Origin of the sequence: Micromonospora jinlongensis (genome assembly GCF_013410645.1) — a bacterium.
Classification (GTDB): Bacteria; Actinomycetota; Actinomycetes; order Mycobacteriales; family Micromonosporaceae; genus Micromonospora; species Micromonospora zamorensis.
Map to the genome: position 1 here is coordinate 3182188 of NZ_JACCHK010000001.1, position 26412 is coordinate 3208599.

At 70.5% G+C, this 26412-nt stretch carries 26 protein-coding genes; 6 read left to right on the top strand and 20 right to left on the bottom strand.

Translation table 11 applies throughout. The annotated features are described in order from the left end of the window. Positions 1-39: 39 nt before the first annotated feature. Positions 40-657: a DUF4126 family protein gene (locus HNR22_RS13860; protein ID WP_179780729.1), complete on the top strand. Its 618-nt coding sequence runs from the start codon at positions 40-42 to the stop codon at positions 655-657. Between the two features lie 15 nt (positions 658-672). On the opposite strand, the gene HNR22_RS13865 is transcribed toward HNR22_RS13860, so the two are convergent. Further along, a complete protein-coding gene (locus HNR22_RS13865; protein ID WP_179780730.1) occupies positions 673-2679 on the bottom strand; it encodes a protein meaA in 2007 nt (668 codons plus the stop codon). A 151-nt stretch (positions 2680-2830) separates the two neighbouring features. Here HNR22_RS13865 and HNR22_RS13870 point away from each other — a divergent pair, with 151 nt between their 5' ends. Continuing rightward, positions 2831-3682, top strand: a complete 852-nt coding sequence (locus tag HNR22_RS13870) for an ABC transporter ATP-binding protein (protein ID WP_179780731.1) — start codon at positions 2831-2833, stop codon at positions 3680-3682. Continuing rightward, a complete protein-coding gene (locus tag HNR22_RS13875; RefSeq protein ID WP_179780732.1) occupies positions 3679-4524 on the top strand; it encodes an ABC transporter permease in 846 nt (281 codons plus the stop codon). Before HNR22_RS13870 ends, HNR22_RS13875 begins: the two co-directional genes overlap by 4 nt. A gap of 51 nt (positions 4525-4575) precedes the next feature. On the opposite strand, the gene HNR22_RS13880 is transcribed toward HNR22_RS13875, so the two are convergent. Both HNR22_RS13880 and murA read right to left on the bottom strand, forming a co-directional pair. Further along, entirely contained in the window at positions 4576-5424 is an 849-nt protein-coding gene (locus tag HNR22_RS13880; protein ID WP_099848176.1) for a 3-hydroxyacyl-CoA dehydrogenase family protein, read from the bottom strand. Positions 5425-5570: 146 nt separating this feature from the next. Next, a complete protein-coding gene (gene murA / locus HNR22_RS13885) occupies positions 5571-7013 on the bottom strand; it encodes a UDP-N-acetylglucosamine 1-carboxyvinyltransferase (RefSeq protein ID WP_179780733.1) in 1443 nt (480 codons plus the stop codon). Here murA and HNR22_RS13890 point away from each other — a divergent pair. Beyond that, positions 7012-7584, top strand: a complete 573-nt coding sequence (locus HNR22_RS13890) for a cob(I)yrinic acid a,c-diamide adenosyltransferase (RefSeq protein WP_179780734.1) — start codon at positions 7012-7014, stop codon at positions 7582-7584. The genes murA and HNR22_RS13890 overlap by 2 nt on opposite strands. A 212-nt stretch (positions 7585-7796) precedes the next feature. Here the strand turns inward: HNR22_RS13890 and HNR22_RS13895 are convergent, their stop codons facing one another. The 13 genes from HNR22_RS13895 to HNR22_RS13955 form a co-directional block, all read right to left on the bottom strand. Then, positions 7797-8252, bottom strand: a complete 456-nt coding sequence (locus HNR22_RS13895; protein WP_179780735.1) for a DUF2550 domain-containing protein — start codon at positions 8250-8252, stop codon at positions 7797-7799. A gap of 12 nt (positions 8253-8264) precedes the next feature. Next, the gene (locus HNR22_RS13900; protein ID WP_151491389.1) at positions 8265-8546 is read right to left on the bottom strand and encodes a F0F1 ATP synthase subunit epsilon; all 282 of its coding nucleotides are present in this window, start codon (positions 8544-8546) and stop codon (positions 8265-8267) included. Between the two features lie 88 nt (positions 8547-8634). Beyond that, positions 8635-9771 carry an LCP family glycopolymer transferase gene (locus HNR22_RS13905; RefSeq protein WP_179780736.1) on the bottom strand — a complete coding sequence of 379 codons (1137 nt, stop codon included), beginning with the start codon at positions 9769-9771 and terminating at the stop codon, positions 8635-8637. A gap of 228 nt (positions 9772-9999) precedes the next feature. Further along, positions 10000-11436 (bottom strand): F0F1 ATP synthase subunit beta, encoded by a 1437-nt coding sequence (gene atpD, locus HNR22_RS13910; RefSeq protein ID WP_179780737.1) that lies wholly within the window; start codon positions 11434-11436, stop codon positions 10000-10002. After that, positions 11436-12365 (bottom strand): F0F1 ATP synthase subunit gamma, encoded by a 930-nt coding sequence (locus tag HNR22_RS13915; protein WP_179780738.1) that lies wholly within the window; start codon positions 12363-12365, stop codon positions 11436-11438. Before HNR22_RS13915 ends, atpD begins: the two co-directional genes overlap by 1 nt. A 4-nt stretch (positions 12366-12369) precedes the next feature. Continuing rightward, the gene (gene atpA / locus HNR22_RS13920; RefSeq protein WP_179780739.1) at positions 12370-14022 is read right to left on the bottom strand and encodes a F0F1 ATP synthase subunit alpha; all 1653 of its coding nucleotides are present in this window, start codon (positions 14020-14022) and stop codon (positions 12370-12372) included. Positions 14023-14162: 140 nt separating this feature from the next. After that, a complete protein-coding gene (locus HNR22_RS13925) occupies positions 14163-14984 on the bottom strand; it encodes a F0F1 ATP synthase subunit delta (protein ID WP_179780740.1) in 822 nt (273 codons plus the stop codon). After that, positions 14984-15523 carry a F0F1 ATP synthase subunit B gene (locus HNR22_RS13930; RefSeq protein ID WP_179780741.1) on the bottom strand — a complete coding sequence of 180 codons (540 nt, stop codon included), beginning with the start codon at positions 15521-15523 and terminating at the stop codon, positions 14984-14986. Before HNR22_RS13930 ends, HNR22_RS13925 begins: the two co-directional genes overlap by 1 nt. Before the next feature lie 26 nt (positions 15524-15549). Further along, positions 15550-15783: an ATP synthase subunit c family protein gene (locus tag HNR22_RS13935; RefSeq protein WP_067312849.1), complete on the bottom strand. Its 234-nt coding sequence runs from the start codon at positions 15781-15783 to the stop codon at positions 15550-15552. 67 nt (positions 15784-15850) lie between these two features. Further along, a complete protein-coding gene (atpB, locus tag HNR22_RS13940) occupies positions 15851-16648 on the bottom strand; it encodes a F0F1 ATP synthase subunit A (RefSeq protein WP_179780742.1) in 798 nt (265 codons plus the stop codon). A gap of 11 nt (positions 16649-16659) precedes the next feature. Continuing rightward, the gene (locus HNR22_RS13945) at positions 16660-16896 is read right to left on the bottom strand and encodes an AtpZ/AtpI family protein (protein WP_030488045.1); all 237 of its coding nucleotides are present in this window, start codon (positions 16894-16896) and stop codon (positions 16660-16662) included. 189 nt (positions 16897-17085) lie between these two features. Continuing rightward, complete coding sequence (locus HNR22_RS13950) at positions 17086-17511, bottom strand: hypothetical protein (protein WP_179780743.1); 426 nt, start codon at positions 17509-17511, stop codon at positions 17086-17088. Next, the gene (locus HNR22_RS13955) at positions 17504-18793 is read right to left on the bottom strand and encodes a serine hydroxymethyltransferase (protein ID WP_179780744.1); all 1290 of its coding nucleotides are present in this window, start codon (positions 18791-18793) and stop codon (positions 17504-17506) included. The genes HNR22_RS13950 and HNR22_RS13955 overlap by 8 nt, the downstream gene beginning before the upstream one ends. Positions 18794-18828: 35 nt before the next feature. On the opposite strand from HNR22_RS13955, the gene HNR22_RS13960 reads away from it, so the two are divergent. Further along, the gene (locus HNR22_RS13960) at positions 18829-20289 is read left to right on the top strand and encodes a DUF2867 domain-containing protein (protein WP_179780745.1); all 1461 of its coding nucleotides are present in this window, start codon (positions 18829-18831) and stop codon (positions 20287-20289) included. A 12-nt stretch (positions 20290-20301) separates the two neighbouring features. Here the strand turns inward: HNR22_RS13960 and HNR22_RS13965 are convergent, their stop codons facing one another. From HNR22_RS13965 to prmC, 4 genes are all read right to left on the bottom strand, one after another. Beyond that, positions 20302-22416 (bottom strand): transglycosylase domain-containing protein, encoded by a 2115-nt coding sequence (locus HNR22_RS13965; RefSeq protein WP_179780746.1) that lies wholly within the window; start codon positions 22414-22416, stop codon positions 20302-20304. Between the two features lie 107 nt (positions 22417-22523). Beyond that, complete coding sequence (locus HNR22_RS13970) at positions 22524-23135, bottom strand: arsenate reductase/protein-tyrosine-phosphatase family protein (RefSeq protein WP_179780747.1); 612 nt, start codon at positions 23133-23135, stop codon at positions 22524-22526. Continuing rightward, positions 23136-23783, bottom strand: coding sequence for an L-threonylcarbamoyladenylate synthase (locus HNR22_RS13975; RefSeq protein ID WP_179783548.1), 648 nt, complete (start codon positions 23781-23783; stop codon positions 23136-23138). Then, on the bottom strand, positions 23783-24730 hold the full coding sequence (prmC, locus tag HNR22_RS13980) for a peptide chain release factor N(5)-glutamine methyltransferase (protein ID WP_179780748.1): 948 nt from the start codon (positions 24728-24730) through the stop codon (positions 23783-23785). The genes HNR22_RS13975 and prmC overlap by 1 nt, the downstream gene beginning before the upstream one ends. 71 nt (positions 24731-24801) lie before the next feature. Here prmC and HNR22_RS13985 point away from each other — a divergent pair, with 71 nt between their 5' ends. Then, positions 24802-26349 (top strand): diguanylate cyclase domain-containing protein, encoded by a 1548-nt coding sequence (locus tag HNR22_RS13985; RefSeq protein ID WP_179780749.1) that lies wholly within the window; start codon positions 24802-24804, stop codon positions 26347-26349. The last annotated feature ends 63 nt before the right edge of the window (positions 26350-26412 follow it).

Below are 26412 nucleotides of genomic sequence, written 5' to 3' on the forward strand. Positions count from 1 at the left end.
CCAGGAGCGGCACTGGCGCGTCGATGCCATGCTGAGACCGTGTTCGAAGTCCTCACCGGCACCGGCCTCGCCGCCTCAGCGGGGCTGAACGCCTACATACCCCTGCTCATCCTCGGTCTCCTCGGCCGTTACACCGATCTGATCGACCTGCCCAGTGGCTGGACCTGGCTCGGCAACGGCTGGGTCATCCTCATCATGGCCGTGCTGCTCGCCGTCGAGGTGGTGGCGGACAAGGTGCCCGTCGTCGACCACATCAACGACGTGGTGCAGACCGTGGTCCGGCCCACCGCCGGCGGCCTGGCCTTCGGTGCCGGTTCCTCGTCGGAGACGGTGACGGTCAGCGACCCGGAGACCTTCTTCTCGACCCACCAGTGGGTGCCGGTCGTCACCGGCGTGCTGCTGGCACTGGGCGTGCACCTGCTCAAGTCCGCGGCACGTCCCATCGTCAACGCGACCACCGCCGGGTTCGGCGCCCCGGTCGCGAGCACCGCTGAGGACGCCACCAGCGTGGTGGTCTCGCTGGTGGCGATCATCCTGCCGGTGTTGGTGCTCGTCTTCCTGCTCGGCCTGGTGTTCTTCGTCTACTGGTTCTTCCGGCGGCGCTCCGTTCGCCGCCGGGAACGCGACGCGGCCCGCGCCGCCGGCTTCCGCGTCTGACGCCTGATCGACGGGTCAGGGCAGGTCGTTGGCCCGGCGGATGACGGTGACAAGGTCGTCGATGATGCCGGTGAGGGCGAAGTCCTTCGGGGTGAAGACCCGGGCCACCCCGGCGGCCCGGAGCGTGTCCGCGTCGCCGGCGGGGATGATGCCGCCCACCACCACCGGCAGGTCCGCCCGGCCGGCGGCGCGCAACCCGTCGAGCACCGCCGGCACGGCGGCCAGGTGCGACCCGGAGAGCACGGACAGCCCGACCAGGTCGACGTCCTCCTCGACGGCGGCGGCCACGATCTGCCCCGCCGTCAGCCGGATGCCCTGGTAGACGACTTCGAAGCCGGCGTCGCGGGCGCGTACCGCGATCTGCTCGGCGCCGTTGGAGTGCCCGTCCAGGCCGGGTTTGCCGACCAGCAGCCGCAGCCGGCCGCTGCCCAGCTCGCGGGCGGTGGCGGCGACCCGCTCGCGGACGGCGGTCAGGCCGGGGTCGCCGCCGCTGCCGGTGGCGCCGGCCAGGCCGGTCGGTGCGCGGTACTCGCCGAAGACCTGGCGCAGCGCGCCGGCCCACTCGCCGGTGGTCACCCCGGCCCGCACGCACTCCAGTGTGGCCGGCATCAGGTTGGTGGTGGTCGCGGCGTTCGCGCGGAGCCGCCCGAGGGCCGCGTCGACGGCGGCCGCGTCCCGGTCGGCCCGCCATCGGCGTACGCCCTCGGTGGCGGCCGCCTCGACCGCGGGGTCGACCTGCTCGACGGCTTCCGCGCCGGCGGCGGTCAGCGGGGAGGATTCGGTTTCGGTGTACCGGTTGACCCCGACCACCACGTCGGCACCGGACTCCAGCCGCCTGCGGCGTTCGGCCAGCGACCCGACCAGCGCGCTCTTGAGGTAGCCGGTCTCCACGGCGGCGACCACGCCGCCCAGTTCCAGCACCTTGTCCAGCTCGACCCGCGCCCCGGTGACGATCTCGTCGACCAACGCGGTCATCACGTGCGAGCCGGCGAAGATGTCGGGATATTCGAGCAGATCCGACTCGTACGCCAGGACCTGCTGCATCCGCAACGACCACTGCTGGTCCCAGGGGCGGGGCAGGCCCAGCGCCTCGTTCCAGGCGGGCAGCTGCACCGCGCGGGCCCGGGCGTCGCGGGACATCGTCACGCCGAGCATCTCCAGCACGATGCGCTGGATGTTGTTCTCCGGCTGCGCCTCGGTGAGGCCCAGCGAGTTGACCTGCACGCCGTAGCGGAACCGACGTTGTCTGGCGTCGGTGACCCCGTACCGGTCCCGGGTGATCTCGTCCCAGAGCACGCCGAACGCGCGCATCTTGGCGATCTCCTCGACGAAACGCACCCCGGCGTTGACGAAGAACGAGATCCGCTGGACCACGTCGCCCATCCGCTCGGCCGGCACCTGGCCGGAGTCACGGACCGCGTCGAGGACGGCGACCGCGGTGGCCAGCGCGAAGCCGACCTCCTGCACGGGCGTGGCCCCGGCCTCCTGGAGGTGGTACGAGCAGATGTTGACCGGGTTCCACCGGGGCATCTCCCGCAGCGTGTACGCCACCACGTCGGCGGTGAGCCGCAGGGACGCCGCTGGCGGGAAGATGTACGTCCCCCGGGACAGGTACTCCTTGATGATGTCGTTCTGGGTGGTGCCCGAGCAGCGGGCCAGCTCGGCGCCCTGCTCGGTCGCCACAGTCCCGTAGAGAGAGAGCAGCCACATCGCCGGAGCGTTGATCGTCATCGAGGTGTTCGTGTCGGCGAGCGGGATGCCGTCGAAGAGCGCCCGCATGTCGCCGAGGTGCGCCACCGGCACGCCGACCCGGCCGACCTCGCCGGAGGCCAGTTCGTGGTCCGGGTCGTACCCGGTCTGGGTGGGCAGGTCGAAGGCGACCGAGAGGCCGGTCTGTCCCTTCGCCAGATTGCGGCGGAAGAGAGCGTTGCTCGCGGTCGCCGACGAGTGGCCGGCGTAGGTACGCATCACCCACGGGCGGTCCCGCTCGGGCAGCCGTCCCGGAAATGCCGTCTCGTCCATGGCCGGAGTTTAAGTTACCGCCCAGTAAAAGGGGCTGTGGAAAACCACACAGGTCCATGTCGGGGACATCCGGGTGCGAAGTACCCGCAGTGGCGCGCACCGCCACACCCCGGGCACCGGGCCGGCAGAGTCAGGACGCACACTGGACGGCATGGATGACGAGCTGGCCATCTCCGTCCGAGGGTTGCGCAAGGCGTACGGCGACAACGTGGCGGTGGCGGGCGTGGATCTCGACGTGCGCCGCGGTGAGGTGTTCGCATTGCTCGGCCCGAACGGCGCCGGCAAAACCACCACCGTGGAGATCCTCGAGGGCTACCGGCACCGGGATGCCGGCGAGGTCTTCGTGCTCGGCGCGGACCCGGCTCACCCGGACGCCGACTGGCGCTCCCGTGTCGGCATCGTGCTCCAGGGCACCGGCGAGTTCGACGAGCTGACCGTGGCCGAGGTGATCCGGCACTTCTCCGGCTTCTACCCCGACGCCGACGACCCGGACAAGGTGATCGAGCGGGTCGGGTTGGCCGCCAAGGCGAAGGCCCGTACGCACACCCTCTCCGGCGGGCAGAAGCGCCGCCTGGACGTGGCGCTGGGCATCATCGGTCGCCCCGAGTTGCTCTTCCTCGACGAGCCGACCACCGGCTTCGACCCGGAGGCCCGCCGCGAGTTCTGGGAGCTGATCCGCGACCTCGCCGCGGCCGGCACCACCATCGTGCTGACCACGCACTACCTGGACGAGGCGGAGGCGCTCGCCGACCGGGTCGGTGTGATCGCCGGTGGCCGGCTGGTCGAGGTGGCCGCCCCTAACCGGCTGGGCAACCGGCAGGAGGCCCTGGCAACGGTTTCCTGGCGTACCCCGGACGGGACGCTGGAGCTTGCGCAAACCGCGACGCCGACGGCCCTCGTGGCCGACCTGGCCGCGCGCCACGGCGGCGAGGTCCCCGGCCTCACGGTGACCCGGCCGACCCTGGAGGACGTCTACCTGAAAATGATCGGACACGCGCAATGACGACCACGACAAAACCGGCCTCCGCGGTCGCCGCCCCACGGGGCCAGCGACCGAACGCTGGCGCGCTCGCGCTGCGCCAGGGCCGGCTGGAGATCACCCAGTTCCTGCGCAGCCGGGAGTCCGTGGTCTTCACCATGGGCTTCCCGATCATCATGATCCTGATCTTCGCGTCGATCTTCAGCGGCGAGATCGGTGGCGGGGTCAAGTACACCCAGTACTTCATCACCGGCATGATCGCGACCGGCCTGATGACGGTGAGCTTCCAGAACCTGGGCATCTGGATCCCGATCGAACGGGACCGGGGGGTGCTCAAGCGCTACCGGGGCACGCCGATGCCGAAGTGGGTCTGGTTCGCCGGCAAGGTGATCATGGTGGTGGCGATCGGCATCGCCGAGACCGCGCTGCTGCTGGCCGTCGCGGTGGCGCTGTTCGACCTCGACCTGCCGGGCACCGCCGGGAAGTGGTTGACCTTCGGCTGGGTCGCCGGGCTCGGGGTGACCGCCTGCACCCTGTGCGGCATCGCCATCTCGTCGCTGGCCCGCACCGCCCGCAGCGGCTCGGCGGTGGTCACCCCGGTCGCCCTGGTGCTCCAGTTCATCTCCGGGGTGTTCTTCGTCTTCACCGACCTGCCCACCTGGATGCAGCAGGTGGCGGCGCTGTTCCCGCTCAAGTGGATGTGCCAGGGGCTGCGGTCGGTCTTCCTGCCCGACGGCTTCGGCGCCCAGGAACCGGGCGGCTCGTTCGAGCTGGGCCGGGTCGCGCTGGTGCTGGCCCTGTGGTGCGTGATCGGCGTGGTGCTCTGCCTGACCACCTTCCGCTGGACCACCAAGCGCGACGGCTGACGCGGAGAAAGGGGGCAGGCGCTGTGCGTCCGCCCCCTTTCCATGTCCCGCTCAGTACGTGTAGAAGCCCTTGCCGGTCTTGCGGCCCAGGTCGCCCGCGGTGACCATGCGCTGGAGCAGCTCCGGCGGGAAGAACTTCTCGTCGGCCGTGTCGGTGTAGATGTTCTTCGAGGCGTGCAGCAGCACGTCCACACCGGTCAGGTCGGTGGTGGCCAGCGGACCCATCGCGTGCCCGAAGCCGAGGCGGCAGGCCGTGTCCAGGTCCTCGGCGGACACCACGCCGGACTCCACCAGCTTGACCGCCTCCATCACCAGGGCGGAGATCAGCCGCGTCGTGACGAAGCCGGCGATGTCCCTGTTGACCACCACCACCGTCTTGCCGATCTCCTCGGCGAAGGCCCGTGCGGTGTCCAGCGCGGCGTCGCTGGTCTTGTAACCGCGTACCAGCTCGCAGAGCTGCATCATCGGCACCGGGGAGAAGAAGTGGGTGCCGACGACCGACTCGGGTCGCTCGGTCACCGCGGCGATCTGGGTGACCGGGATGGCCGAGGTGTTGGTGGCGAGCACCGCGTCAGCCTTGCAGATCTTGTCCAGGGCGCGGAACACCTCGTGCTTGATCTCCAGCCGCTCGAAGACCGCCTCGACGACGATGTCCGCGTCCGCCGCCGCCTCCAGGTCGGTGGTCGGGGTGATCCGGGCCAGCGTCGCCTCGACCTCGGACGCCTCGATCCTGCCCTTCTCGGCGAACTTCTCCAGCGACTTCCGGATGCCGCCCAGCCCCCGGGTGGTGGCCGCGTCGTCCAGGTCGCGCAACGTCACCTGCCAGCCGGCCTGCGCCGCCACCTGAGCGATGCCGGAGCCCATCAGCCCGGCCCCGACGACCGCGAGTCGACCCGCCATCTACTTCTCCCTCGCTGCGATTGAGTGCCTGCAAACACCCTAGTCGGCGAGCCTGAACGATGGCTAAGGGGCCGTCCGGCGGCGTTGCCCGGCAAGGCGCCCGTCCGGCGGCGTTGCCCGGGCCTGCCTCGGGGCCTCCCGGCGGGTCAGATCTCCAGCGACGGTTCCTCCGGTGCGGTGCCCCGCTCGACCGCCACCCCGAGTGCGCGCAGGTCGGCCACGAAGTCCGGGTACCCCCGGTCGACGTGATGCACGTGGGAGACCTCGGTGACCCCCTGCGCGCACAGCCCGGCGATGATCAGCCCCGCGCCGGCGCGGATGTCGGTGGCCCGCACCGGCGCCCCGGAGAGCCGATCCCGCCCACGGACGACCGCGTGGTGCCCATCGGTCTTGATGTCCGCACCGAGCCGCATCATCTCGTTGGCGAACATGAACCGGCCGTCGAAGATGTTCTCGGTGATCAGGGAGGCGCCGTCGCTGACCGCGGCCAGCCCGATCGCCATCGGCAGCAGGTCGGTGGCGAAGCCGGGGTACGGCAGCGTCACCACGTCCACCGCCCGGGGCCGCTCGTCCATCCGTACGCGGAAGCCGTCCCCCCTGGTCTCCACCAGGCCACCGGCCGCCACCACCTTGTCCAGCGCGACCTCCAGATACGCCGGGTCCAGGCCGGTCACCGTCACGTCTCCCCGGGTCATCGCCGCGCCGAACGCCCAGGTGCCGGCGACGATCCGGTCCCCCACCGTGGCGTGGCGCACCGGGCGCAGACCGGGGACCCCGGTGATCCGCAACGTGGACGTGCCCGCGCCGACGATCCGCGCGCCCATCTCGTTGAGCATCGTGCAGATGTCGACGATCTCCGGCTCGCGGGCCGCGTTGTCGATCATCGTGGTGCCCTGGGCGAGCACCGCCGCCATCACCAGGTTCTCGGTCGCGCCGACGCTGGGGAAGTCCAGCACGATGTCCGCGCCACGCAGCCCGTGCGGGGCCGAGGCGATGACGAACCCGTGCTCACCGGAGATCTCCGCACCCATCCGGGTCAGCCCGGAGATGTGCATGTCCAGCCCCCGTGACCCGATGGCGTCGCCGCCGGGATGGGCCACCCGCACGTACCCCCGACGGGCCAGCAGCGGGCCGAGCACACAGATCGACGCGCGCAACCGCCGGACCAGGTCGTAGTCGGCCTCGGCGCCCGGCTGCTCGGGCACGTCGATGGTCACCGAGCGGGACCGGGCCACCCCACCGCGGGCGACCATCGGGTCGACCGGGTCGTCCGCGTCGAACCGGACGTCACAACCCAGCCGGCGCAGCACCTCCCCCATGATCGCGATGTCGGTGATCCGCGGGACGTTCGTGATCACGCTGCGGCCCGGCGCGAGCAGCGCGGCGGCCATCAGCTTCAGCGCCGAGTTCTTGGCGCCGACCACGTGCACGGTGCCGGCCAGGCGGGCGTCACCGTGGACCCGGATGACGTCGACGTCGTTGACCGCCGTGTCGCCCGCGTCGCCGGGGCCCACCACCACAGGCCAACTGGCGGAGCTGTCCGGCCGCGCCGGGATCGTCAGGTCGGGAATCCGTAGGCTGTGCGTCATGGCCGTCCACCTCACGCGCATCTACACCAAGGCCGGCGATGCCGGCATGACCAGGCTGAGCAACAACGAGCAGGTGCCGAAGACCGATCCACGCATCGCCGCGTACGCGGATGTCGACGAGTGCAACGCGGCGATCGGTGTCGCGATCGCCATAGGCGAGCTCGACGAGGCGCTGCGGGGAGTGCTGGGGTCGGTGCAGAACGACCTGTTCGACGTCGGCGCCGACCTGTCCACCCCGGTCGAGAAGGAGCCGAAGTACCCGCCGCTGCGGGTGACCGAGGAGTACGTCGAGCGCCTGGAAGGCTGGTGCGACGAGTACAACGCACGCCTGAGCAAGCTCGACTCCTTCATCCTCCCCGGCGGCACCGCGGGCGCGGCGCTGCTGCATGTGGCGCGAACCATCGCCCGGCGTGCCGAACGGGCGGCGTGGGCGCTGGTGGCCCACGACCCGGACCGAACCAGCACGCTCCCGGCAAAGTATCTCAACCGGCTCTCCGATCTGCTCTTTATCCTGTCAAGAACGGCAAATCCGGCGGGAGACGTGCTATGGGTGCCCGGCGGCAAGCGCTGACCAGAGGGGCTCTGCACCACGTCGGGCAGTGACTTCCCGATCTGGCCGCCCCCACGCCTACGTGAACCGAGTGGGCGGCGTGATCGACTCGGGTTCAAGAAAAACGGGGCATCCAGACCAGCAGGACGCCCCGACATCACGAAAACCGAGTCGATCACGCGGAAGGGCTTCCCGGCGGCGACCAGAGACGGCTCAGGCAGCCACAGCAGCCCTCAGGCGGCCGGCCAGTCCTGGGAGGCCAGACGTGGCGAGACCGCCCCCGGAGGGGCGGCCTCGAGCCAGGAGAGGAAACCGGTCACGGTCGATCGCGCCATGGCGATCTCCACCGGTGCGTGGTGACTGGTACAGCGGAGGATCACCCAGTCGGCCGGCATGGAGAGCCGCTCCTGACCTTCGGGCAATCGGCGGCGCTCCACCGCCAGCCCCTTGCGCGACAGCACCCGCTTGGGGCGGATCGCGAAGCTGAACATCCGGTACCACCGAAGCTCGTCATCGGCGAACCGACCGAAGCCGGGCGACCAGCCGCGGCCGTCGAGCATGGTGGAGACCCGGACGCTGAGCCGGATGATGCCACCGCTGCGGGTGACCAGAGCTCGCCGGACGAAGAGAACGAAAAGCGCGAGGAGGATGACGACTACGCCGATCCCGAATCCTTCGACGATCTCCATCCCCGGTGTGACTCAGCGGCTCGGTGCGGAAACCGGGGTTGCGCTCTCGGCCAGGACGGTGACACCGTCGGCGCTCACCGAGAGGAAGCCGCCGGCCACCTCGTAGGCGACCTGCTCACCGCCGGCGAGCTTGATGCGCACCTGGCCGGGCTCGGCGAGCTGGCCGAGCAGCGGCGCGTGCCCCGGCAGAACACCCAGCTCGCCTTCGGTCGTGCGAGCGACGACCATCTCGGCGTCACCCGACCAGACCTTCTCCTCGACGGCGACGAGCTCGACGTGAAGCTGCTGTGCCACGCTGTCTCCTTGCTGCGGCTACGGATTGCCGAAAGTCTAGCCTGACGCCGACGCGCGCCCCACGCGGGTGGGGAGAACCGCGCCCCGGCTACTTGGTCTTGTTGACGAAATCGGGGTGCTCCAGCAGGAACGGGTCGAGTTGCTCGTTCTTCAGCGCGGCGAAGAAGTCCGGGACCCCCGGCTGGAACTGCTCACCCAGGTATTTCTTGCCGTCGTACATGCCACCACCGGGCAGTTTGATCATCTGGATCGTGTTGGGGCGGATGTCCTTCAGGGCGAGCCCGAAGTCGACAACGCTGTTGCCCCGTCCGTTGAAGATCAACGACTGCCCGGCGGCGCGGAGCACCTTGTCCAGCTTGATCGGGTTGGACACCACATCGGCGCTGAACGCCTGGCCGACCATGGCCTTGACGAACTGCTGCTGGTGGCGCTGCCGGCCGTAGTCGGAGTCCGGAACGCCGTTCTTCGGGTAGCGCTGCCGAACGTAGTCCAGCGCCTGCCACCCACTCAGGTGCTGGTTGCCCTTCTTGTAGACCGCCTGCGGCCCGACGTAGCCCTCGCCGCGAGTGTTGCCCGGCCGGGCCTTGCCGTCCGGCTGCTTGTGCTCGGACTTCACGTCCCGCTCGATGTACATGTTGACGCCACCCATGGCATCGACGATCTTCTGGAAGCCGGTGAAGTTGATGATCGCGCCAGCGTCGAACCGCTTGATGCCCGTCACGTTCTGCACGGTGGTGGCCAGCAGCTCGAAGCCCCGGGCGGCGTCGGGGTTCGCCCCCGGCACCTGGCTGCCGAACGACATGGCGGCGTTGATCTTCGTGGACTCGCCCGCGAAGTTGGCCTTCTTGAACGCCGGGATGTGCACGTAGAGGTCGCGCGGCAGTGAGAAGAGGTAGGCCCGGTCCATCGTCGCCGGCACGTGCAGCACCATGATCGAGTCGGCCAGCGGCGCCGCCGTCGCCGTACGCGGGTCGATGCCGACCAGCAGGATGTTGAGCGGGCCCTTGATCTCGCTCTTCTTCGCCTGGGCACCGGCCGCCTGGTCGCCGAACAGGTCCGCCTTGCCCACCGCCCCCTCGTAGCGGGCCATGAGCACCTCGGTGCCGACCAGCACGGCACCGCTGAGCACGGTCAACACGGTGCCGAACACCGTGCAGATCCTGGCCCAGCGCGGCACACCCCGCCAGACCGACGACTTGCGGCCACTCTTGCCGGCCTTACCCACGAGTTCTCCGTTCGTCACGCCCCACGGGAGGAAGACGGGCGCACGTCGCCGAAAGGTTGCAAAGATCAACGCTCTTTCACGTATGAGCGCGGAACGACCGTATCTCGGGTGGCTCGTCTGTGCCGACCACGAGTAACGGACCGCGACGATGATAGGACGCGAACATGAACAAAAGACTGCCCCGGCATTGCCGGGGCAGTCTTTTTGTTGCAGATCCGATCGGGCTGGTCAGTCCTTCATCAGCTCCGCAGCCTTGGCCTCGAGGTCCTCGAGACCGCCACACATGAAGAACGCCTGCTCGGGGAAGTGATCGTACTCACCCTCGCTGATCTTGCGGAACGCCTCGATGGTCTCCTTGATCGGGACCGTCGAGCCCGGCACGCCGGTGAACTGCTCCGCGGCGTACGTGTTCTGCGAGAGGAAGCGCTCGATCCGCCGGGCCCGGGCCACGGTGATCTTGTCTTCCTCGGAGAGCTCCTCGATACCGAGGATGGCGATGATGTCCTGCAGGTCGCGGTAGCGCTGCAGGATCCGCTTCACCTCGGTGGCGACCTGGAAGTGCTCCTGGCCGACGAACTCCGGGGCGAGGATCCGGGACGAGGACGCCAGCGGGTCCACGGCCGGGTAGATGCCCTTGTCGGAGATCGACCGCTCCAGGTTGGTGGTCGCGTCCAGGTGGGCGAACGTGGTGGCCGGAGCGGGGTCGGTGTAGTCGTCCGCCGGCACGTAGATCGCCTGCATCGACGTGATGGCCTGGCCCCGGACGGAGGTGATCCGCTCCTGGAGCTCGCCCATCTCGTCGGCCAGGGTCGGCTGGTAACCCACGGCGCTCGGCATACGGCCGAGCAGGGTGGACACCTCCGAACCGGCCTGGGTGAAGCGGAAGATGTTGTCGATGAAGAGCAGCACCTCCTGCTTCTTCACGTCCCGGAAGTACTCCGCCATGGTCAGCGCGGAGAGGGCCACCCGCAGCCGGGTGCCCGGCGGCTCGTCCATCTGGCCGTAGACCAGTGCGGTCTTGTCGATGACGCCGGACTCGGTCATCTCGGCGATGAGGTCGTTGCCCTCACGGGTGCGCTCACCCACGCCGGCGAACACCGAGGTACCACCGAAGTTGCGGGCAACCCGGGTGATCATCTCCTGGATGAGCACCGTCTTGCCCACGCCCGCGCCGCCGAACAGGCCGATCTTGCCGCCCTTGACGTACGGAGCGAGCAGGTCGATGACCTTGATGCCGGTCTCCAGCATCTCGGTCTTCGGCTCCAGGTCCGCGAAGGCCGGGGCCTTGCGGTGGATGCCCCACCGGTCGTCGGCCTCGAACGTCTCGCCCTCTTTGAGGTTGAGCACCTCGCCGATCGCGTTGAACACCTTGCCCTTGACCGCGTCGCCCACCGGCACGGTGATCGGCTCGCCGCGGTCACGCACCTCAGCGCCGCGAACCAGGCCGTCCGTCGGCTGCATCGAGATGGCACGGATCAGGTTGTCACCCAGGTGCTGGGCGACCTCCAGGGTCAGCGTCTTCTCACCGCCGGACAGCTGAACGTCAACGTTGAGCGCGTTGAACAGGGCCGGCATGGCGTCGCGCGGGAACTCGGCGTCGACGACCGGGCCGATGACCCGGACCACGCGACCCGTGGCCGTCTTGGTCTCTACTGGTGCAGTCATCACACTTCACTTCCCGACGCGGCCAGCGCGTTCGCGCCGCCGACGATCTCGCTGATCTCCTGGGTGATCCCGGCCTGGCGAGCCGAGTTCATCTCGCGCGTGTACTTCTCGATCATCTCTTCGGCGTTGTCGGTGGCGCTCTTCATCGCCCGCCGCCGTGCCGCCGACTCACTCGCCGCCGACTCGATCAACGCCGCGTAGATCCGCGTGTTGATGTACCTCGGCAGGAGCGCGTCGAGCAGCGCCTCCGCCTCCGGCTCGAACTCGTACGCCGGCAGCAGCCCCTCGGAGCGCGGCCGGTCCTCCACCTGCATCGGACCGATCACCTTGGTGACCGGGTTCTGCGTCATCAGCGAGTGGAACTCGGTGTAGACGATGTGCAACTCGTCGACGCCGAGCACCCCGTCCGCTCCGGCACCGCCGTCGACGTCGTCCGCACCGGCCGTGAACGCCTTGATCAGCGTCTCACCGACGGCGCGGGCGTCCTCGAACGACGGCTGCTCGCTGAACCCGGTCCAGTTGGCCTCGATCGGCCGTTCGCGGAACCGGTAGAACCCGACGCCCTTACGCCCGATGACGTAGAGCACCGGCTCCTTGCCGTCCGCCTTGAGCCGCGCGATCAGCGACTCCGCCATCCTGATCGCGTTGGAGCTGTAACCGCCGGCCAGGCCACGGTCGCTGGTGACCAACAGGACGCCGGCCCGCCGCACCCGCTCGCGCGGGGTGAGCAGCGGGTGGTCGATCCGCGCGTTGGACGCCAGCGCCGTGAGCACACCGGTGATGGCCTGGGCGTACGGCAGGGACGCCTGCACCCGGGCCTGAGCCTTGGCGATCCGGCTCGTCGCCACGAGCTCCATCGCCTTGGTGATCTTCTTCATCGACTTCGCCGAGCGGATCCGTTGACGAAGAACGCGTACCTGGGCCGCCACGGGATCAGCTCTCGGCCGGGCGGTCGGTCGCGCCGTCGCGGAAGCGGGTCACCGTCTCGCGGTTCTCGTCGCCCTCAAGCGGTGCGGCCGGCGCGTCGTTGACCCGACGCTCGTCCTCCTTGTTGAGGAAGACCTGCTTGAACTCGGCGATCGCGCTGTCCAGGGAGCCGATGATGTCATCGTTCCACTGGTTGTCGGCAATGCCGGCCAGCACACCCTCGTGCTTGTGCCGCAGGTACTGGAGGAACTCCGACTCGAAGCGCCGTACCTCACCCACCGGGATGTCGTCCAGCTTGCCCTCGGTGCCGGCCCAGACCGAGACGACCTGCTCCTGCACCGGGAACGGCGAGTAGTTCGGCTGCTTGAGCAGCTCGACCAAGCGCGAACCGCGGTCCAGCTGGGCGCGGGAGGCCCGGTCCAGGTCGGAGGCGAAGGCGGCGAACGCCTCCAGCTCGCGGTACTGCGCGAGGTTGAGCCGCAGCGAACCGGCGACCTTCTTCATCGGCTTCACCTGCGCGGCGCCACCGACCCGGGAGACCGAGGTGCCGACGTTGATCGCCGGACGAACGCCCTGGTTGAACAGGTCGGTCTCCAGGAAGATCTGGCCGTCGGTGATCGAGATGACGTTGGTCGGGATGAAGGCCGAGATGTCGTTGGCCTTCGTCTCGATGATCGGCAGACCGGTCATCGAGCCGCCACCCAGCTCGTCGGAGAGCTTGGCGCAGCGCTCCAGCAGGCGGGAGTGCAGGTAGAAGACGTCGCCCGGGTACGCCTCACGGCCCGGCGGGCGACGCAGCAGCAGCGACACGGCCCGGTACGCCTCGGCCTGCTTGCTCAGGTCGTCGAAGACGATCAGGACGTGCTTGCCGCCGTACATCCAGTGCTGCCCGATGGACGAGCCGGTGTACGGGGCGAGGTACTTGAAGCCGGCCGGGTCGGAGGCCGGGGAGGCCACGATGGTGGTGTATTCCATCGCGCCCGCCTCCTCTAGCTGCCCCTTGATGGAGGCGATCGTGGAGGCCTTCTGGCCGATGGCGACGTAGATGCAGCGGACCTGCTTCTTCGGGTCGCCGGTGCGCCAGTTGTCGCGCTGGTTGAGGATGGCGTCCAGGGCGACAGTGGTCTTGCCGGTCTTCCGGTCACCGATGATCAGCTGCCGCTGACCCCGACCGATCGGGGTCATCGCGTCGATGGCCTTGATGCCGGTCTGCAGCGGCTCGTCGACGGACTGCCGGGACATCACGTTCGGAGCCTGCAGCTCCAGCTCGCGGAAGCCCTCGTTGGCGATGTCGCCGAGCCCGTCGATCGGGTCACCGAGCGCGTTGACCACGCGGCCGAGGAAGGCGTCGCCCACCGGAACGGAGAGAACCCGCTCGGTGCGCTTGACGCGCTGCCCCTCCTCCAGCTTGGCGGAGTCACCGAGAACAACGACACCGATCTCCCGGACGTCGAGGTTCAACGCCACGCCGAGCGTGCCGTCCTCGAACTCGAGAAGCTCGTTGGTCATGGTCGAGGGCAGGCCCTCGACGTGGGCGATACCGTCACCGGTGTCGGCGACGGTGCCGACCTCCTCGCGGGAGACGTCGGACGAGTAGGAAGAGACGTAGCGCTCCAGGGCGCCGCGGATCTCCTCCGTCGAGATGGTCAGCTCGGCCATCCTCTGCTTCCTTAAAATTCAGGGGCCCGGGATACCTAGTACCGACCGGTCCGAATGGCGTCTGTCAATCCGGGCGCTGAGCGGCGGAGCCGCCCCGACGCTGGGCGGCGGAGCCGCTCAGCCGCTGGGCGGCGAGCCGTTCAGCGCTTCGCGAGCGCGTTGCGGGTCTCGTTGAGGCGGCGAAGGATGGTGCCGTCGTACAGGTCGGAGCCGACCCGCACGCTCACGCCACCCAGGACGTGGGGGTCGACCGTCTGCTTGACGGAGACCTCTCGACCGTATATCCCAGCGAGGCTCGCACCCAGCCGGCGCTCCTCGTCGTCACTCAACGGGGCCGCCACGGTGACGTACGCCACCTGACGGTCCCGCCGTTCGGCGGCGAGTTCCACGAGCCGGGTGAGCGATCCGCTGAAGGAACGCCCCCCGAAGCCGGCAAGCGCCACCTCGATGAGGCGGACGGTGGCCAGGTGGGCCTTGCCGGAGAGCAGCTCGCCGACCAGGACCCCCCGCTGGTCCACCGGAACCGCGGGGTTGGACAGCACCGCCGAGAGCTCGGGCTGGCCGGCGACGACCTGCCCGAAGCGGAACAGCTCGTCCTCGACCTCGCCGAGATCGCCGGAGGCCTCGGTGCTGGCCAGTGCCGCCTCCACGCCGAGCCGCTCGACGCCGTCGAGCAACTCCGACGGTGCCGACCAACGGCCGGAGACCAGCGCGGCGAGCAGGTCGAGCGCGCCGTCGCCGATCTTGCCGCGCAGCATCCCGCCGAGCAGTTCGGCGCGGTCAGCGCCGGACCGGGCCGGGTCCGAGAGGGCCCGGCGCAGCCGCGGCTCGCGCCGCAGCAGCCCGGCGACGGCGAGCAGGTCGTTGGCGGTGTGTGCCGCCGCGACCGCGTCGTTGCCGCGGACGTACGCGTCGAGGCGCTCGGCCCCGGCCTTGTACGACTCCCGGCTGGCGGCCTGCATCAGCGGGCCCCCGTGCTCTCGAGACCGCTCAGGAACCGGTCGACGGTGCCCTTGCGTCGTGCCTCGTCGGCCAGCGACTCGCCAACGATCTTGCTGGCGAGATCCACCGCGATCGTGCCGACCTCCGTGCGCAGCTCGCGCACGATGGTGGCCCGCTCGGCGGCGAGCGCGTCCTTGCCGGCCTGGATGACCCGGTCGGATTCCTCCCGCGCCTTGGCGAGGATGTCCTGCCGGATGCCCTCGGCGTCGGCCCGCGCGTCGTCACGGATCTTGGCGGCGTCGGTCCGGGCCTCGGCGAGCTGGGCACGGTACTGCTCGAGCAGCTGGTTCGCCTCGGCCTGGGCGGCCTCGGCGCGCTTGATGCCGCCCTCGATCGCGTCGACCCGAGCCTGGAACGTCTGCTCCATGCGGGGGAAGACGAACTTCATCAGCACGAAGCAGAGCACGGCGAAGGCGACCGAACCGACCACGATCTCCTGCCAGAGCGGGATGATCGGGTTGTGGGTCGACTCACCACCCTCAGCGGCGAGGAAGTACATGGTTACCTCCCGGTCTAGGGGCGGGATCAGCCGGCCCAGATGAAGCCGAAGGCGATGCCCAGCAGCGCCAGCGCCTCGATGACGGCGAAGCCGATCCAGACGTACGGCAGGGTCATCCGGGACGACTCCGGCTGACGGGCGGTCGACTGGATGTAGGCGGCGAAGACCAGGCCGACGCCGATGCCGGGGCCGATGGCGGCGAGGCCGTAGCCGATGGCAGCGGTGCTACCGGTGACCTCGGCGAGAACGCTAGCGTCCATTGGTGTGGTTCCTCCTGGTTATCACACGTGACTCTCACGCGGGACGACAACGGTTGGTGCGGGTGGATCAGTGCTCGTCGGCGAGCGCGCCCTGCACGTAGCTGGCGGTGAGGACGGTGAAGACGTACGCCTGCAGGCAGATCACCAGGAACTCGAGGAAGGTGAGCGCGATGGTCATCACCCAGGAGAGCACCGAGACCGGGGCCAGCCAGGCGTTGGCGCTCAGCATCGCGAAACCGCCGAGCGTGAAGACCAGCAGGAGCATGTGACCGGCGAACATGTTCGCGAAGAGACGAACCGCGAGCGAGAACGGCCGGACGATGAAAGTCGAGAAGAGCTCGATCGGGATCAGCAGCGGCAGGATGTACCAGGGTGCCGGCGGGATCAGCGAGTTCTTGAAGTATTTGACGAAGCCGTGCTTCTTGATGCCGATGTAGTTGAACAGCACGTAGCTGATGATCGCGAGGATCGCCGGGAAGGCGATGTGCGAGTTCGGCGAGATCTGGAAGAGCGGGATGATCGCGAACGCGTTCGTCAGCAGCACGAAGCAGAACAGCGTCGTGAAGTAGGGCGCGAACCGCACGCCCGCGTGGCCGATCATGTCGACGGCGATGTTGTTGCGCACGAAGCCGTAGATCGACTCGGCGAACCACTGCTTCTTCGTCGGCACCAGCTGCGGGTTCCGATAGGTCGCCAGGAAGAAGATGATCAGGACGCCGACCGCGATCCAGACCATTGCCGTGATCTTGGTGAACCAGTACGAGTCGTGTGCACCCCAGGGCAGGATGCTGGGCAGGTAGAAGTCCTCCACCGTGGGTGGGAAATTCGCCTGGCCCGCTGCCAGGACATTCGCCTGTCCGAACACCGCGTCCCTTCCTAAGTAGGCGTGCCGAGCCGGCGGACGACCAGGATGATGCCCCCGGCCATACCGAGCACGACGCCGATCCCGGTGGCGACGCCACCGGTGTCGAGCCACTGGTCAACAAGCCAACCGATGAAACCCCACACGAGCATGCCTCCGATGAGGTAGCTGAGCGCGGTCCAACCCTGACCGGCGCCGGACGGAATGTCGTCCGGTTCACCGGCTGGACGGGGGGTTTGGTCACCAGCCATGACGGGGCGAACGATATCAGCCGGGAAGACGAGGCTGTGCCTCACCCCCCGCACAACCAACGTTGTGTGGGCTTCTCGTGGGCGCGGTCGTCTGTGGGCACGCTACTCCCCTTCCGCCCGTCGGAAAATGACCGGAGGCCGACACATTGCGGCGCGTCCGCTGGTTGGGACGACCGGCCAACGACCAGGTCAGGCCTGCGGCCGACGGGCGTGCACCGTGGTCAGCCACCAGATGTGCACCGCCGTCCACACTGCCACCCCGGCGACGATGCCGAGGCAGAGCGGGACCAACCCGGCCCAGCCGGTCGACGCCACCGCCACCATCACCACGCCCAGCAGGGTGAACTTGAGCACGTACAGACCCAGCCCGAGCGGCAGCAGCAACTGCGGGTTGATCTGGTCGGCCCGGGCCAGCACCACCGTGGTCAGCGTGTAACTGAGCACCGTGACGCCCACGCCGGCCACCGCGCCGAGCGCCGCCGTCGCGCCGCCGGTCACCCCACCCACCACCGCGGCGACCGCGGCGAGCGCCGCCGACGCGGCCAGCAGCACCGGCAGGTGCCGCAGCCGCCACCGTCGGTCGGCGTCGGGCTCGACCACCCCGGGCTCAGCCACGGGGGTACGCCGGAAACGCCGCGACCAGCTCGGCCACCTCGGCACCGAGCCGGGTCAGCTCGTCGGCGCCGCCCGGTGCCCCGGGATCAGTGCGCACCGCACGGGCGATCAGGGTGGCCACCTGCCGCATCTCCCCCTCCCGCATGCCCTGGGTGGTGACGCTGGGCGTGCCCACCCGGATGCCGGAGGCCACCATCGGCGGCTGCGGGTCGTACGGGATGGCGTTCTTGTTCAGGGTGATCGACGCGGCGTCGCAGCGTCGCTCGGCCTCGGCGCCGGTCACCCCCAGCTCCCGCAGGTCGATCAGGGCCAGGTGGGTGTCGGTGCCACCGGACACCGGGCGCATGCCCTCGTCGGTCAGCCCGGTGGCGAGCGCCTGGGCGTTGGTGACGACCTGCCTGGCGTACGTCTGGAACTCCGGCTGGGCGGCCTCGCGCAGCGCGACCGCCTTGGCCGCGACGGCGTGCATCAGCGGGCCACCCTGGGTGAACGGGAAGACGGCCTTGTCGATCCGCTGGGCCAGCGACTCGCGGCAGAGGATCATGCCGCCGCGCGGGCCGCGCAGCACCTTGTGGGTGGTGGCGCAGACGACGTCGGCGTACGGCACCGGGGACGGGATGGCCCGGCCGGCGACCAGGCCGATGAAGTGCGCGGCGTCCACCATCAGGTACGCGCCGACCTCGTCGGCGATCTCCCGGAACCGGACGAAGTCGATCAGCCGGGGGTACGCGGTGGCACCACAGATGATCAGCTTGGGTCGGTGCGCCCGCGCCAGGTCCCGTACCTCGTCGTAGTCGATCTGCTCGGTGTCCGGCCGCACCGGGTAGCCGACCGGGTGGAACCACTTGCCGGAGAAGTTCACCCGGCTGCCGTGGGTGAGGTGCCCGCCGTGCGGCAGGTCCATCGCCAGCACCGTGTCACCCGGCTGCACCAGCGCGGCGTACGCGGCCAGGTTGGCGCTCGCCCCGGAATGTGGCTGGAGGTTGGCGTGCTCGGCACCGAAGAGCTCCTTGGCCCGGGCGATGCCGATCTCCTCGGCCCGGTCCACCTCGGCGCAGCCGCCGTAGTAGCGCCGGCCCGGATAACCCTCGGCGTACTTGTTGGTCAGGGTCGAGCCGAGCGCGGCCAGCACCGCCGGCGAGGTCAGGTTTTCGCTGGCGATGAGCTGCAGGCCGCCCCGCAACCGGTCCAGCTCGCCGAGGACCACCCCGGCGATCTCCGGGTCGGTGGCCCTGAGCTGCGCGAAATCCGGCCCCCAGAAGGTGCTCGTCTCGGTCTCCACAGCGAACGAGTCTAGGGGGCCGCACACTGGGACCTGTGAGATGCCTCGTCACGGGAGCCACCGGATACATCGGCGGGCGGCTGACGCCGCTGCTGCTGGCCGACGGGCACACCGTCCGCTGCCTCGCCCGCAAGGCGGTCCGGCTGCGGGACGTGCCCTGGGCGTCGGCGGCCGAGATCGTCGAGGGAGACCTGAGCCGACCGGACACGCTGCCCGCCGCGTTCGCCGACGTGGACGTCGCCTACTTCCTGGTGCACTCGCTGGGCCGGTCCGACTTCGAGGAGGCCGATCGCACGGCGGCGACCAACTTCGCGGCGGCGGCCCGCGCTGCCGGCGTACGTCGAATCGTCTACCTGGGCGGTCCGCTGCCGGCGACCGACGCCGTCCCCTCGCCGCACCTGCGGTCCCGGGCCGAAGTGGGCCGGATCCTGCTGGGCAGCGGGGTGCCCACGGCCGTGTTGCGGGCCGCGGTGATCATCGGCTCCGGCTCGGCGTCGTTCGAGATGCTGCGGTACCTGACCGAGCGACTGCCCGCCATGATCACGCCGCGTTGGGTGCGCAACCGGATCCAGCCGATCGCCGTCCGCGACGTGCTGAACTACCTGGTCGGCTGCACCGCGCTGCCGGCGGAGGTCAACCGGGGCTTCGACATCGGCGGGCCGGACGTGCTGACGTTCCGCGAGATGATGCAGCGCTACGCCCGAGTCGCCGGGCTGCGCCGGCGGATCATCGTGCCGGTCCGGGCGCTCACCCCGTCGCTCTCCTCGCACTGGGTCGGCCTGATCACCCCGGTGCCGAACGCCATCGCCCGCCCGCTGGTGGAGAGCCTGATCCAGGAAGCGGTCGCGGACGAACACGACATCGCCCGCTACGTACCCGACCCGCCGGGCGGGCTGACCGGCTTCGACGACGCGGTGGCGCTGGCGCTGGCCAAGGTGCGCGACGCCCAGGTGGAAACCCGTTGGTCGAACGCGAGCGGCCCGGACGCGCCCGCCGAGCCGTTGCCCACCGACCCAAAGTGGTCCGGCGGCACCGCCTACACCGACGTGCGCGAGAGGGTGGTGGACGCCTCACCGGCGGCACTCTGGCGGGTCGTCGAGGGCGTCGGCGGGGAGCACGGCTGGTACTCGTTCCCGCTCGCCTGGTCGATCCGGGGCTGGCTGGACCGGCTGGTCGGCGGAGTCGGGCTGCGTCGGGGCCGACGCGACCCGCACCGCCTCCAGGTCGGTGAGGCGCTGGACTTCTGGCGGGTCGAGGAGATCGTCCCGGGCGAGTTGCTCCGGCTGCGCGCCGAGATGCGGCTGCCCGGCCGGGCCTGGCTGGAGATGCGGGTGCTGCCAACCGACGACGGCCGCAGCCGCTACCAGCAACGCGCGGTCTTCCTGCCACGCGGGCTGAGCGGCCACGCCTACTGGGGGTCGGTGGCACCCTTCCACGCGGTGGTCTTCGGCGGAATGGCCCGCAACATAGCGCGCAACGCCGAACAGGCCCCCTGATCCCCGCAGGTCTCAGTTGCCGGTGCGGGCTCCGGTGACCTGGAGGGCGGTTCGCTCGCTCGGCGGGACGAAGTCGCGTACCGGTTGGTCGCGCAGGGCGACGGCGAGCACCTCGCCGACCGCGTCCACCATCCGGGCCTGCACCGCCTGACCGACCGCATCCCGGGGATCGTCCGGGTTCGCCGCCATCGAGGCGACCGCCAACTGCGGCGTGAACGCCACCACCGTCTCCGTCTCGTACCGCTCCGAGCTTCCGGTCTTGCCCGCCACGGGACGGCCGAGCCGCGCGCGCAGCCCGGGAGCGGTGGCGCCGTCGCAGCGCCCGTACATCGACTGATCGCCGACCGGGCAGCGCGCCGCGTCGGTGGCCGCCCGGGCCACGTCGGGGTCGAGCACCTGCCGGCAGTCCGGCTTGGCGGCGTCGACCGGTCGGCCGCCCGAGTCGGTGATCGAGACCACCGGCAGCGGTGCGCACCAGGTCCCCTCGGCCGCCACCGTGGCGTACGCGGTGGCCAGGTCCAGCGGCGTCGTCGCGGCCACGCCCAGGGTGAACGGGCCCCAGTTCTTCGCGCCGTAGCGGGCCAGCTTGGCGTCGGAGTCGGCCCGCAGCACGATGCCGAGCCGCTCGGCCATCTCCACCACCCGGTCGGCACCCACCTTCTCGGTGAGCCAGGCGAAGTACGTGTTCACCGAGCGGCCGAACGCGCTCCACATGGTGCGGGGGCCGTCCATCGACGACGGGCTGGCGTTCGTCGGGCACCAGTGACCGTCGCAGCTCGCCTCCCCGGTGACCGGGAAACGGGTGAGCAACTGGGTCGGCGCCACGAAGTCGGTCGACAGCGGCAGGCCGGACTCCAGCGCGGCCAGCATGACGAAGAGCTTGAACGTCGAGCCACCCTGGTACCCCTCGATCGCCCCACCGCCGGCGACCAGCTGGTTGACCGTGTTGGGGCGGTTCTTCTGCCCGACCGGGTTGTCCTGCACGCTGTAGGCCCGGTTCACCGACATCGCCAGCACCCGCCCGGTGCCCGGCTGCACCACGGCGGTCGGCACCGCCTCGGCGTCCGTCGGCCGGTAGATCTTCAGCACCTGCTCGGTGGTGGCCCGCTGCACCCCCGGGTCCAGCGACGACACGATGGAGAACCCACCCCGGCGCAGCGCGCGCTGCCGCTCGTCGGCCGTCGCGCCGAACGCGGACTGGCTGCTCCACCAACGGGTGAACCAGTCGCAGAAGAAGCCCCAGTCGTTGTGCGCCTCGGGCACCCCGGTGCAGTCGTTCGGGGTCTCACTGGGCTGCAGCTGCAACGGTTCGGCCCGGGCCGCCGCCGCCGCGTCCGCCGGCACCTGCCCCGACTCCACCAGCCGCTCCAACACGTACGACCGTCGGGCCAGCGCGCTGTCGGCGTCGCCGTTGATCGGGTCGTCGCTGTCCGGTGAGCGGACCAGGCCGGCCAGCAGCGCCGCCTGGGCCAGGGTCAGGTCGGCCGGAGACCGGGAGAAGTAGCGTTTGCTGGCCGCCGCGATGCCGTAGGCCCCGGCGCCGAAGTAGGCGATGTTGAGGTAGCGGGTGAGGATCTGCTCCTTGTCGAGTTCGCGTTCCAGCGCGAGCGCGTAGCGCATCTCCTGGAGCTTGCGCACTGTGGTGACCTCGGTGGCGGCCACCCGCTGTGCCTCGGTCAGCCGGGGGTCGCTGCTGAGCACGTTGCGGACGTACTGCATGGTCAGCGTGGAGGCGCCCTGCCGCGTCCGCCCGTCCCGCTTGTTGACGGTGAACGCGCGCACCACGCCGCGCAGGTCAACGCCGCTGTGCTGGTAGAACCGGACGTCCTCGGCGGCCACCATCGCCTGGCGCATCACCGGGGCCACCTCGTGCAGCGGCACGTCCACCCGGTCCTCCTGGTAGAAGGAGGTGATCAGGGTGGTGCCGTCGTTGGCGTAGAGGTTGGAGCGCTGGGCGGTCGGCGGCGTACGGAGTGTGTTCGGCAGCTCCGAGTACGGCGTGGACAGGTTGCTGAACCCGATCCCGAAGGCCAGGGCCGCCGGCAGGGCGGCTGCGGCCAGCACCAACCCGGCCAGCACTCCGGCGATCACCACGGTCAGCAGTTTGTCGAGATGGGCCCGGATCATCAGCTCTCCCCGCAGGAGCCGGTCACGCTAGGACCCGTTCAGGATGACCCGAAATGCCCCTTTCGCCCCTGGTTTTCCCCAAACCCGGAGGAAACTCGCACCAAGGCTCAGGGCAGCAGTGCGCCGGCCAGCGGGTGCACCGTCTCCTCGATCTCGTCGGCGACCCGGCTGAAGCACTGGTCACCGCGACCCCACGGGTCGTCCAGATCATCGGTCGGCAACGCCGAGGCGCCCAACCGGGCGTCGTGGGCCGCCGCAACCAGAGCCACACCCCGGGCGTACACGGCCTCCGGAGTGGCATCACCCGGCGGCAACGCGGTGGCGTCCACCGCGGCCAGCAGCCGGCCGAACTCCCCCAGCACGAACGTGCGGGCCGCCGCGTCCGGCCGCAGCGCCACCACGTACTCCTGCTGGTCCGCCGTGGCGGTCAGGACCAGGTCGGCGGCGTCGATGTGGTCCGAGCGCAACTTACGGGCGGCGAACCCCTCGACGTCCCCACCCCGGCCGGTCACCTGCCGCGCCGCCGGCGGGTTCATCTCCTCGCCCGCGTGCCAACCACCCGTCCCGGCGCTGTGGCTGTGCACCAGCTCCTCGGCCCGGGCCGGGTCCTCCGCACGCCGCGTCAACCGCTCCCGCACCGCCAGGGCGAGCAGCCGCTCCGCCATCGGCGAGCGGCAGATGTTGCCCATGCAGACGTGCAGCACCGTGAACGGGGGCACTCAGACCGCCCGACCGTCGATGAGGTCCGGTACGACGTCGCGCAGCTTCTCCAACGGGATCGCCCCCGCCCGCAGCAGCTGCGGCACCTCACCGGTCAGATCCACGATCGTGCTGGGCACCGGGTCCGGGCAGGGCCCGGCCTCCAGGTAGGCCCGCACCGAGTAACTGAGCTGGTCACGCGCCTCCTCGGCGGTCACCGCCGCGGGCTGCCCGGTCTTGTTGGCCGACGAGACCGCCATCGGGCCCGTCTCGCGCAGCACCTCCAACGCCACCGGGTGCAGTGGCATCCGCACCGCCACCGTGCCCGTCTTGTCGCCCAGATCCCACTGGAGGCTCGGCGAGTGCTCGATGACGATCGTCAGGGCACCCGGCCAGAACGCCTCCACGAGGTCCCGTGCGGCGGTGGGCAGCGAGAAGACCAACCCGTCCAGGGTGTGCCGCGAGCCGATCAGCACCGGCGGCGGCATCTGCCGACCCCGGCCCTTGGCATCGAGCAGCGCCTTGACCGCGTACGGGGTGAACGCGTCCGCGCCGATCCCGTACACGGTGTCCGTCGGAAGGACGACCAGCTCGCCGTTCTTGACCGCCTCGATCGCCGCAGCGATGCCGCGGTCCCGATCGGCGGGCGACCGGCAGTCGTAGAGCATCACGGGGAGTCAGTCTGCCACGCCGCCCCGACCGGGGCGTGCTGGCCGTCCGCCCGTCGGGACGCGGTGGCGAAGCGGGGGCGTCCGGTGAGGTCCCGGTGCTCCGTGACAGCGGTGAACCAGCCGTGCCCGGCGAGCAGAGCGGGCACCGCCGCGCCGTGCGTGTCGTCGTGCTCGACCCCGAACGCGCCACCGGGGCGCAGCAGCGCCGCCGCCCGGGTGACGACCGGCCGGATCACCGCCAGACCGTCCGCGCCGCCGAAGACCGCCTCCGCCGGGTCGTGCCCGGCCACCTCCGGCGGGACCACCACGTCGTCCGGCACGTACGGCGGGTTGCAGAGCAGCACGTCCACCCGGCCCACCAGGTCCGCCAGCAGATCCGGCGCGGTCACGTCGGCCTCGACCACCTCGATCGGCCGGTCCCCCGCCGCGGCCCGCTCCGCCGCGTTGCGCCGCAACCAGGCCAGCGCCGCCGGAGACCGCTCCACCGCGATCACCCGCGCCCCAGGCAGCTCCTGGGCCACCGACAGCGCGATCGCGCCCGAGCCGCTGCACAGGTCGACCACCAGCGGGTCGGGCCGGCCCTGGGCCTGCTCGACGCCCCACCCGGCCAGCAACTCGGTCTCCGGCCGGGGCACGAAGACACCCGGGCCGACCAGCAGCTCAAGGTGCCGGAACCCGGCCCGACCGGTGAGATGCTGCAACGGCTCCCGCCCGGCGCGACGACGCGTCAGGTCGTCGAGCCGCGCCAGCTGGTCGTCGCTGAGGTCGTCGGCGAGCGCCAGCCGACCCCGGGGCACCCCGAGCACGTACGCGGCCAGCAACTCGGCCTCCACCCGGGCCGAGCCGAGCCCGGCGGCGGCGAGCACCCGGGCCGATCGGGCCACCGCGGCGGACGGACGGACGGGGCCTGTCCCTTCGGGGGGGTGTTGCGGCAGAGTACTCACGACATAATCATGAAGCGTCGCGGGCGACGCGACGAACAGGTGCGCCCAGGCGCACGGCAGGAGGTTGGCGGGTGGGCTGGCTCGACCGGGTCGATGACCAGGTTGATGTCCTCACGCACGCCCGTGCACTGCAGGAGGCCAGCCGTTCCGCGGAGTCGTACGTCCTGCTGGAGCGTGTGATCCGCACCACGAGCGACCCGGCCGCGCGAGCGGACGCGCTGGTGCAGCGCCTCTCCGCACTGATCAATCTCGGTCGGACCGCGGAGTTCACCCGGGCCATCGAGGAGGCGTCGGCGGCGGTCCGCGACCTCGCCGAGCCGTACCTGCACGGGCACCTCAACGCGCTGGCCGCGCTTGCCGCCCACCACCAGGGCGCACTGGACCGCTGCGTCATGCACCTCGTCCGAGCCGCCCGCGCCCTGGGCGCGGTGGAGGACCCGGACCGGGACACCGCGTGGGGTTGGCACGACCTGGCGATGGCCTACAGCTACCTCAGCTTCCACGGTTACGCTCTCGGCGCCATCGAGCGGGCCCGGCAGCTCGGGCTGACCGCCGGCATCCCCGAGGAGACGTTCGCCGCGCCGGGCATCCGCCTGCGCAACGCGGTGGCACTGGACCACAACGGTGACAGCGACGGATGTCTGCGGGTGCTCCGGGACGTGGCCGCCGACCTGGCCCGCTTCGTCCGCACCGGGCGGGCCGGCCAGCTCCGCCCGAGCAGCCTCGCCGCGTACGGCTACGCGGCGGCTCGGCAGGCCGCGCTCGGCGACCAGGTGGCGACCGCCGGGGAGGCCGAGCCGGCCCGGTTGATCAGCCACGGCGGAGACAGCGCCCGCGCCCGCGACCTGCGGCAGCTCGGGCAGGTGTGCCTGGCCGTGGCCGCCGGGCGGCCGATCGAGGCGGTCACCCGGTTGGACACCGTGCACGTCTCCACCGAGACGCTCGGAGCGGCCGAGCCGGCCCGGCTGCGCAGCATCGCGCTGACCCGCGCCGGAGACCACCCGGCGGCGCACCGGGCCGACCGCCTGGCGTTCCGGCTGGCCGCCCAACGCAACGACCGGCTGCGGGACGTCTACATCGACGGCATCGCCGCCCGCATCGACCATGAGGAGATGCGTCGCGAGGCGGCGCGGTTCGAGGGCGAGGCGTTGACCGACCCGCTCACCGGGCTGCCCAACCGACGCCGGCTGGAGCGCTACATCACGGCAGTGGTCACCCGGGGCGAGCGGGTGGTGATCGGCGTCTGCGACCTGGACGGCTTCAAGGCGGTCAACACCCGGCACGGGCACCACTCCGGGGACCTGGTGCTCCAACGCATCGCCGGGGTGATCAACCGGGTGATGCGCCGGGGCGACTTCGTGGCCCGCTACGGCGGAGACGAGTTCGTCGTGGTGCTGCCGGACACCGGCATGACCGAGGCCGCCGAGGTGGCCCGCCGGATCGAGGCCGCCGTCCGACTCGAGGACTGGGAGTCGCTGGTGCCGGGCACGCCGGTCGGTGTGAGCATCGGCTTCGCGGAGGTCTCCGGCGGCAGCGGGCTGCGCGACGCGCTCAGCGTCGCCTTCGAGCTGGCCGACCGGGAGATGCTGCGCGCCAAGTCCCGTCCTCGCGCGAGCTGACCGCCAGGACTGGCGTCGATCAAGGACTTGTGGTGCCTCGCCAAAGGCCCACGACGTGACAAA

Bases quoted from the DNA above. Each gene is read 5' to 3' on its own strand.
- HNR22_RS13865 (WP_179780730.1), bottom strand. From the start codon at position 2,679: ATGGACGAGACGGCATTTCCGGGACGGCTGCCCGAGCGGGACCGCCCG.
- HNR22_RS13870 (WP_179780731.1), top strand. From the start codon at position 2,831: ATGGATGACGAGCTGGCCATCTCCGTCCGAGGGTTGCGCAAGGCGTAC.
- HNR22_RS13875 (WP_179780732.1), top strand. From the start codon at position 3,679: ATGACGACCACGACAAAACCGGCCTCCGCGGTCGCCGCCCCACGGGGC.
- HNR22_RS13880 (WP_099848176.1), bottom strand. From the start codon at position 5,424: ATGGCGGGTCGACTCGCGGTCGTCGGGGCCGGGCTGATGGGCTCCGGC.
- HNR22_RS13890 (WP_179780734.1), top strand. From the start codon at position 7,012: ATGGCCGTCCACCTCACGCGCATCTACACCAAGGCCGGCGATGCCGGC.
- murA (WP_179780733.1), bottom strand. From the start codon at position 7,013: ATGACGCACAGCCTACGGATTCCCGACCTGACGATCCCGGCGCGGCCG.
- HNR22_RS13895 (WP_179780735.1), bottom strand. From the start codon at position 8,252: ATGGAGATCGTCGAAGGATTCGGGATCGGCGTAGTCGTCATCCTCCTC.
- atpD (WP_179780737.1), bottom strand. From the start codon at position 11,436: ATGACTGCACCAGTAGAGACCAAGACGGCCACGGGTCGCGTGGTCCGG.
- atpA (WP_179780739.1), bottom strand. From the start codon at position 14,022: ATGGCCGAGCTGACCATCTCGACGGAGGAGATCCGCGGCGCCCTGGAG.
- HNR22_RS13925 (WP_179780740.1), bottom strand. From the start codon at position 14,984: ATGCAGGCCGCCAGCCGGGAGTCGTACAAGGCCGGGGCCGAGCGCCTC.
- HNR22_RS13930 (WP_179780741.1), bottom strand. From the start codon at position 15,523: ATGTACTTCCTCGCCGCTGAGGGTGGTGAGTCGACCCACAACCCGATC.
- HNR22_RS13935 (WP_067312849.1), bottom strand. From the start codon at position 15,783: ATGGACGCTAGCGTTCTCGCCGAGGTCACCGGTAGCACCGCTGCCATC.
- HNR22_RS13945 (WP_030488045.1), bottom strand. From the start codon at position 16,896: ATGGCTGGTGACCAAACCCCCCGTCCAGCCGGTGAACCGGACGACATT.
- HNR22_RS13965 (WP_179780746.1), bottom strand. From the start codon at position 22,416: ATGATCCGGGCCCATCTCGACAAACTGCTGACCGTGGTGATCGCCGGA.
- HNR22_RS13975 (WP_179783548.1), bottom strand. From the start codon at position 23,783: ATGCTCTACGACTGCCGGTCGCCCGCCGATCGGGACCGCGGCATCGCT.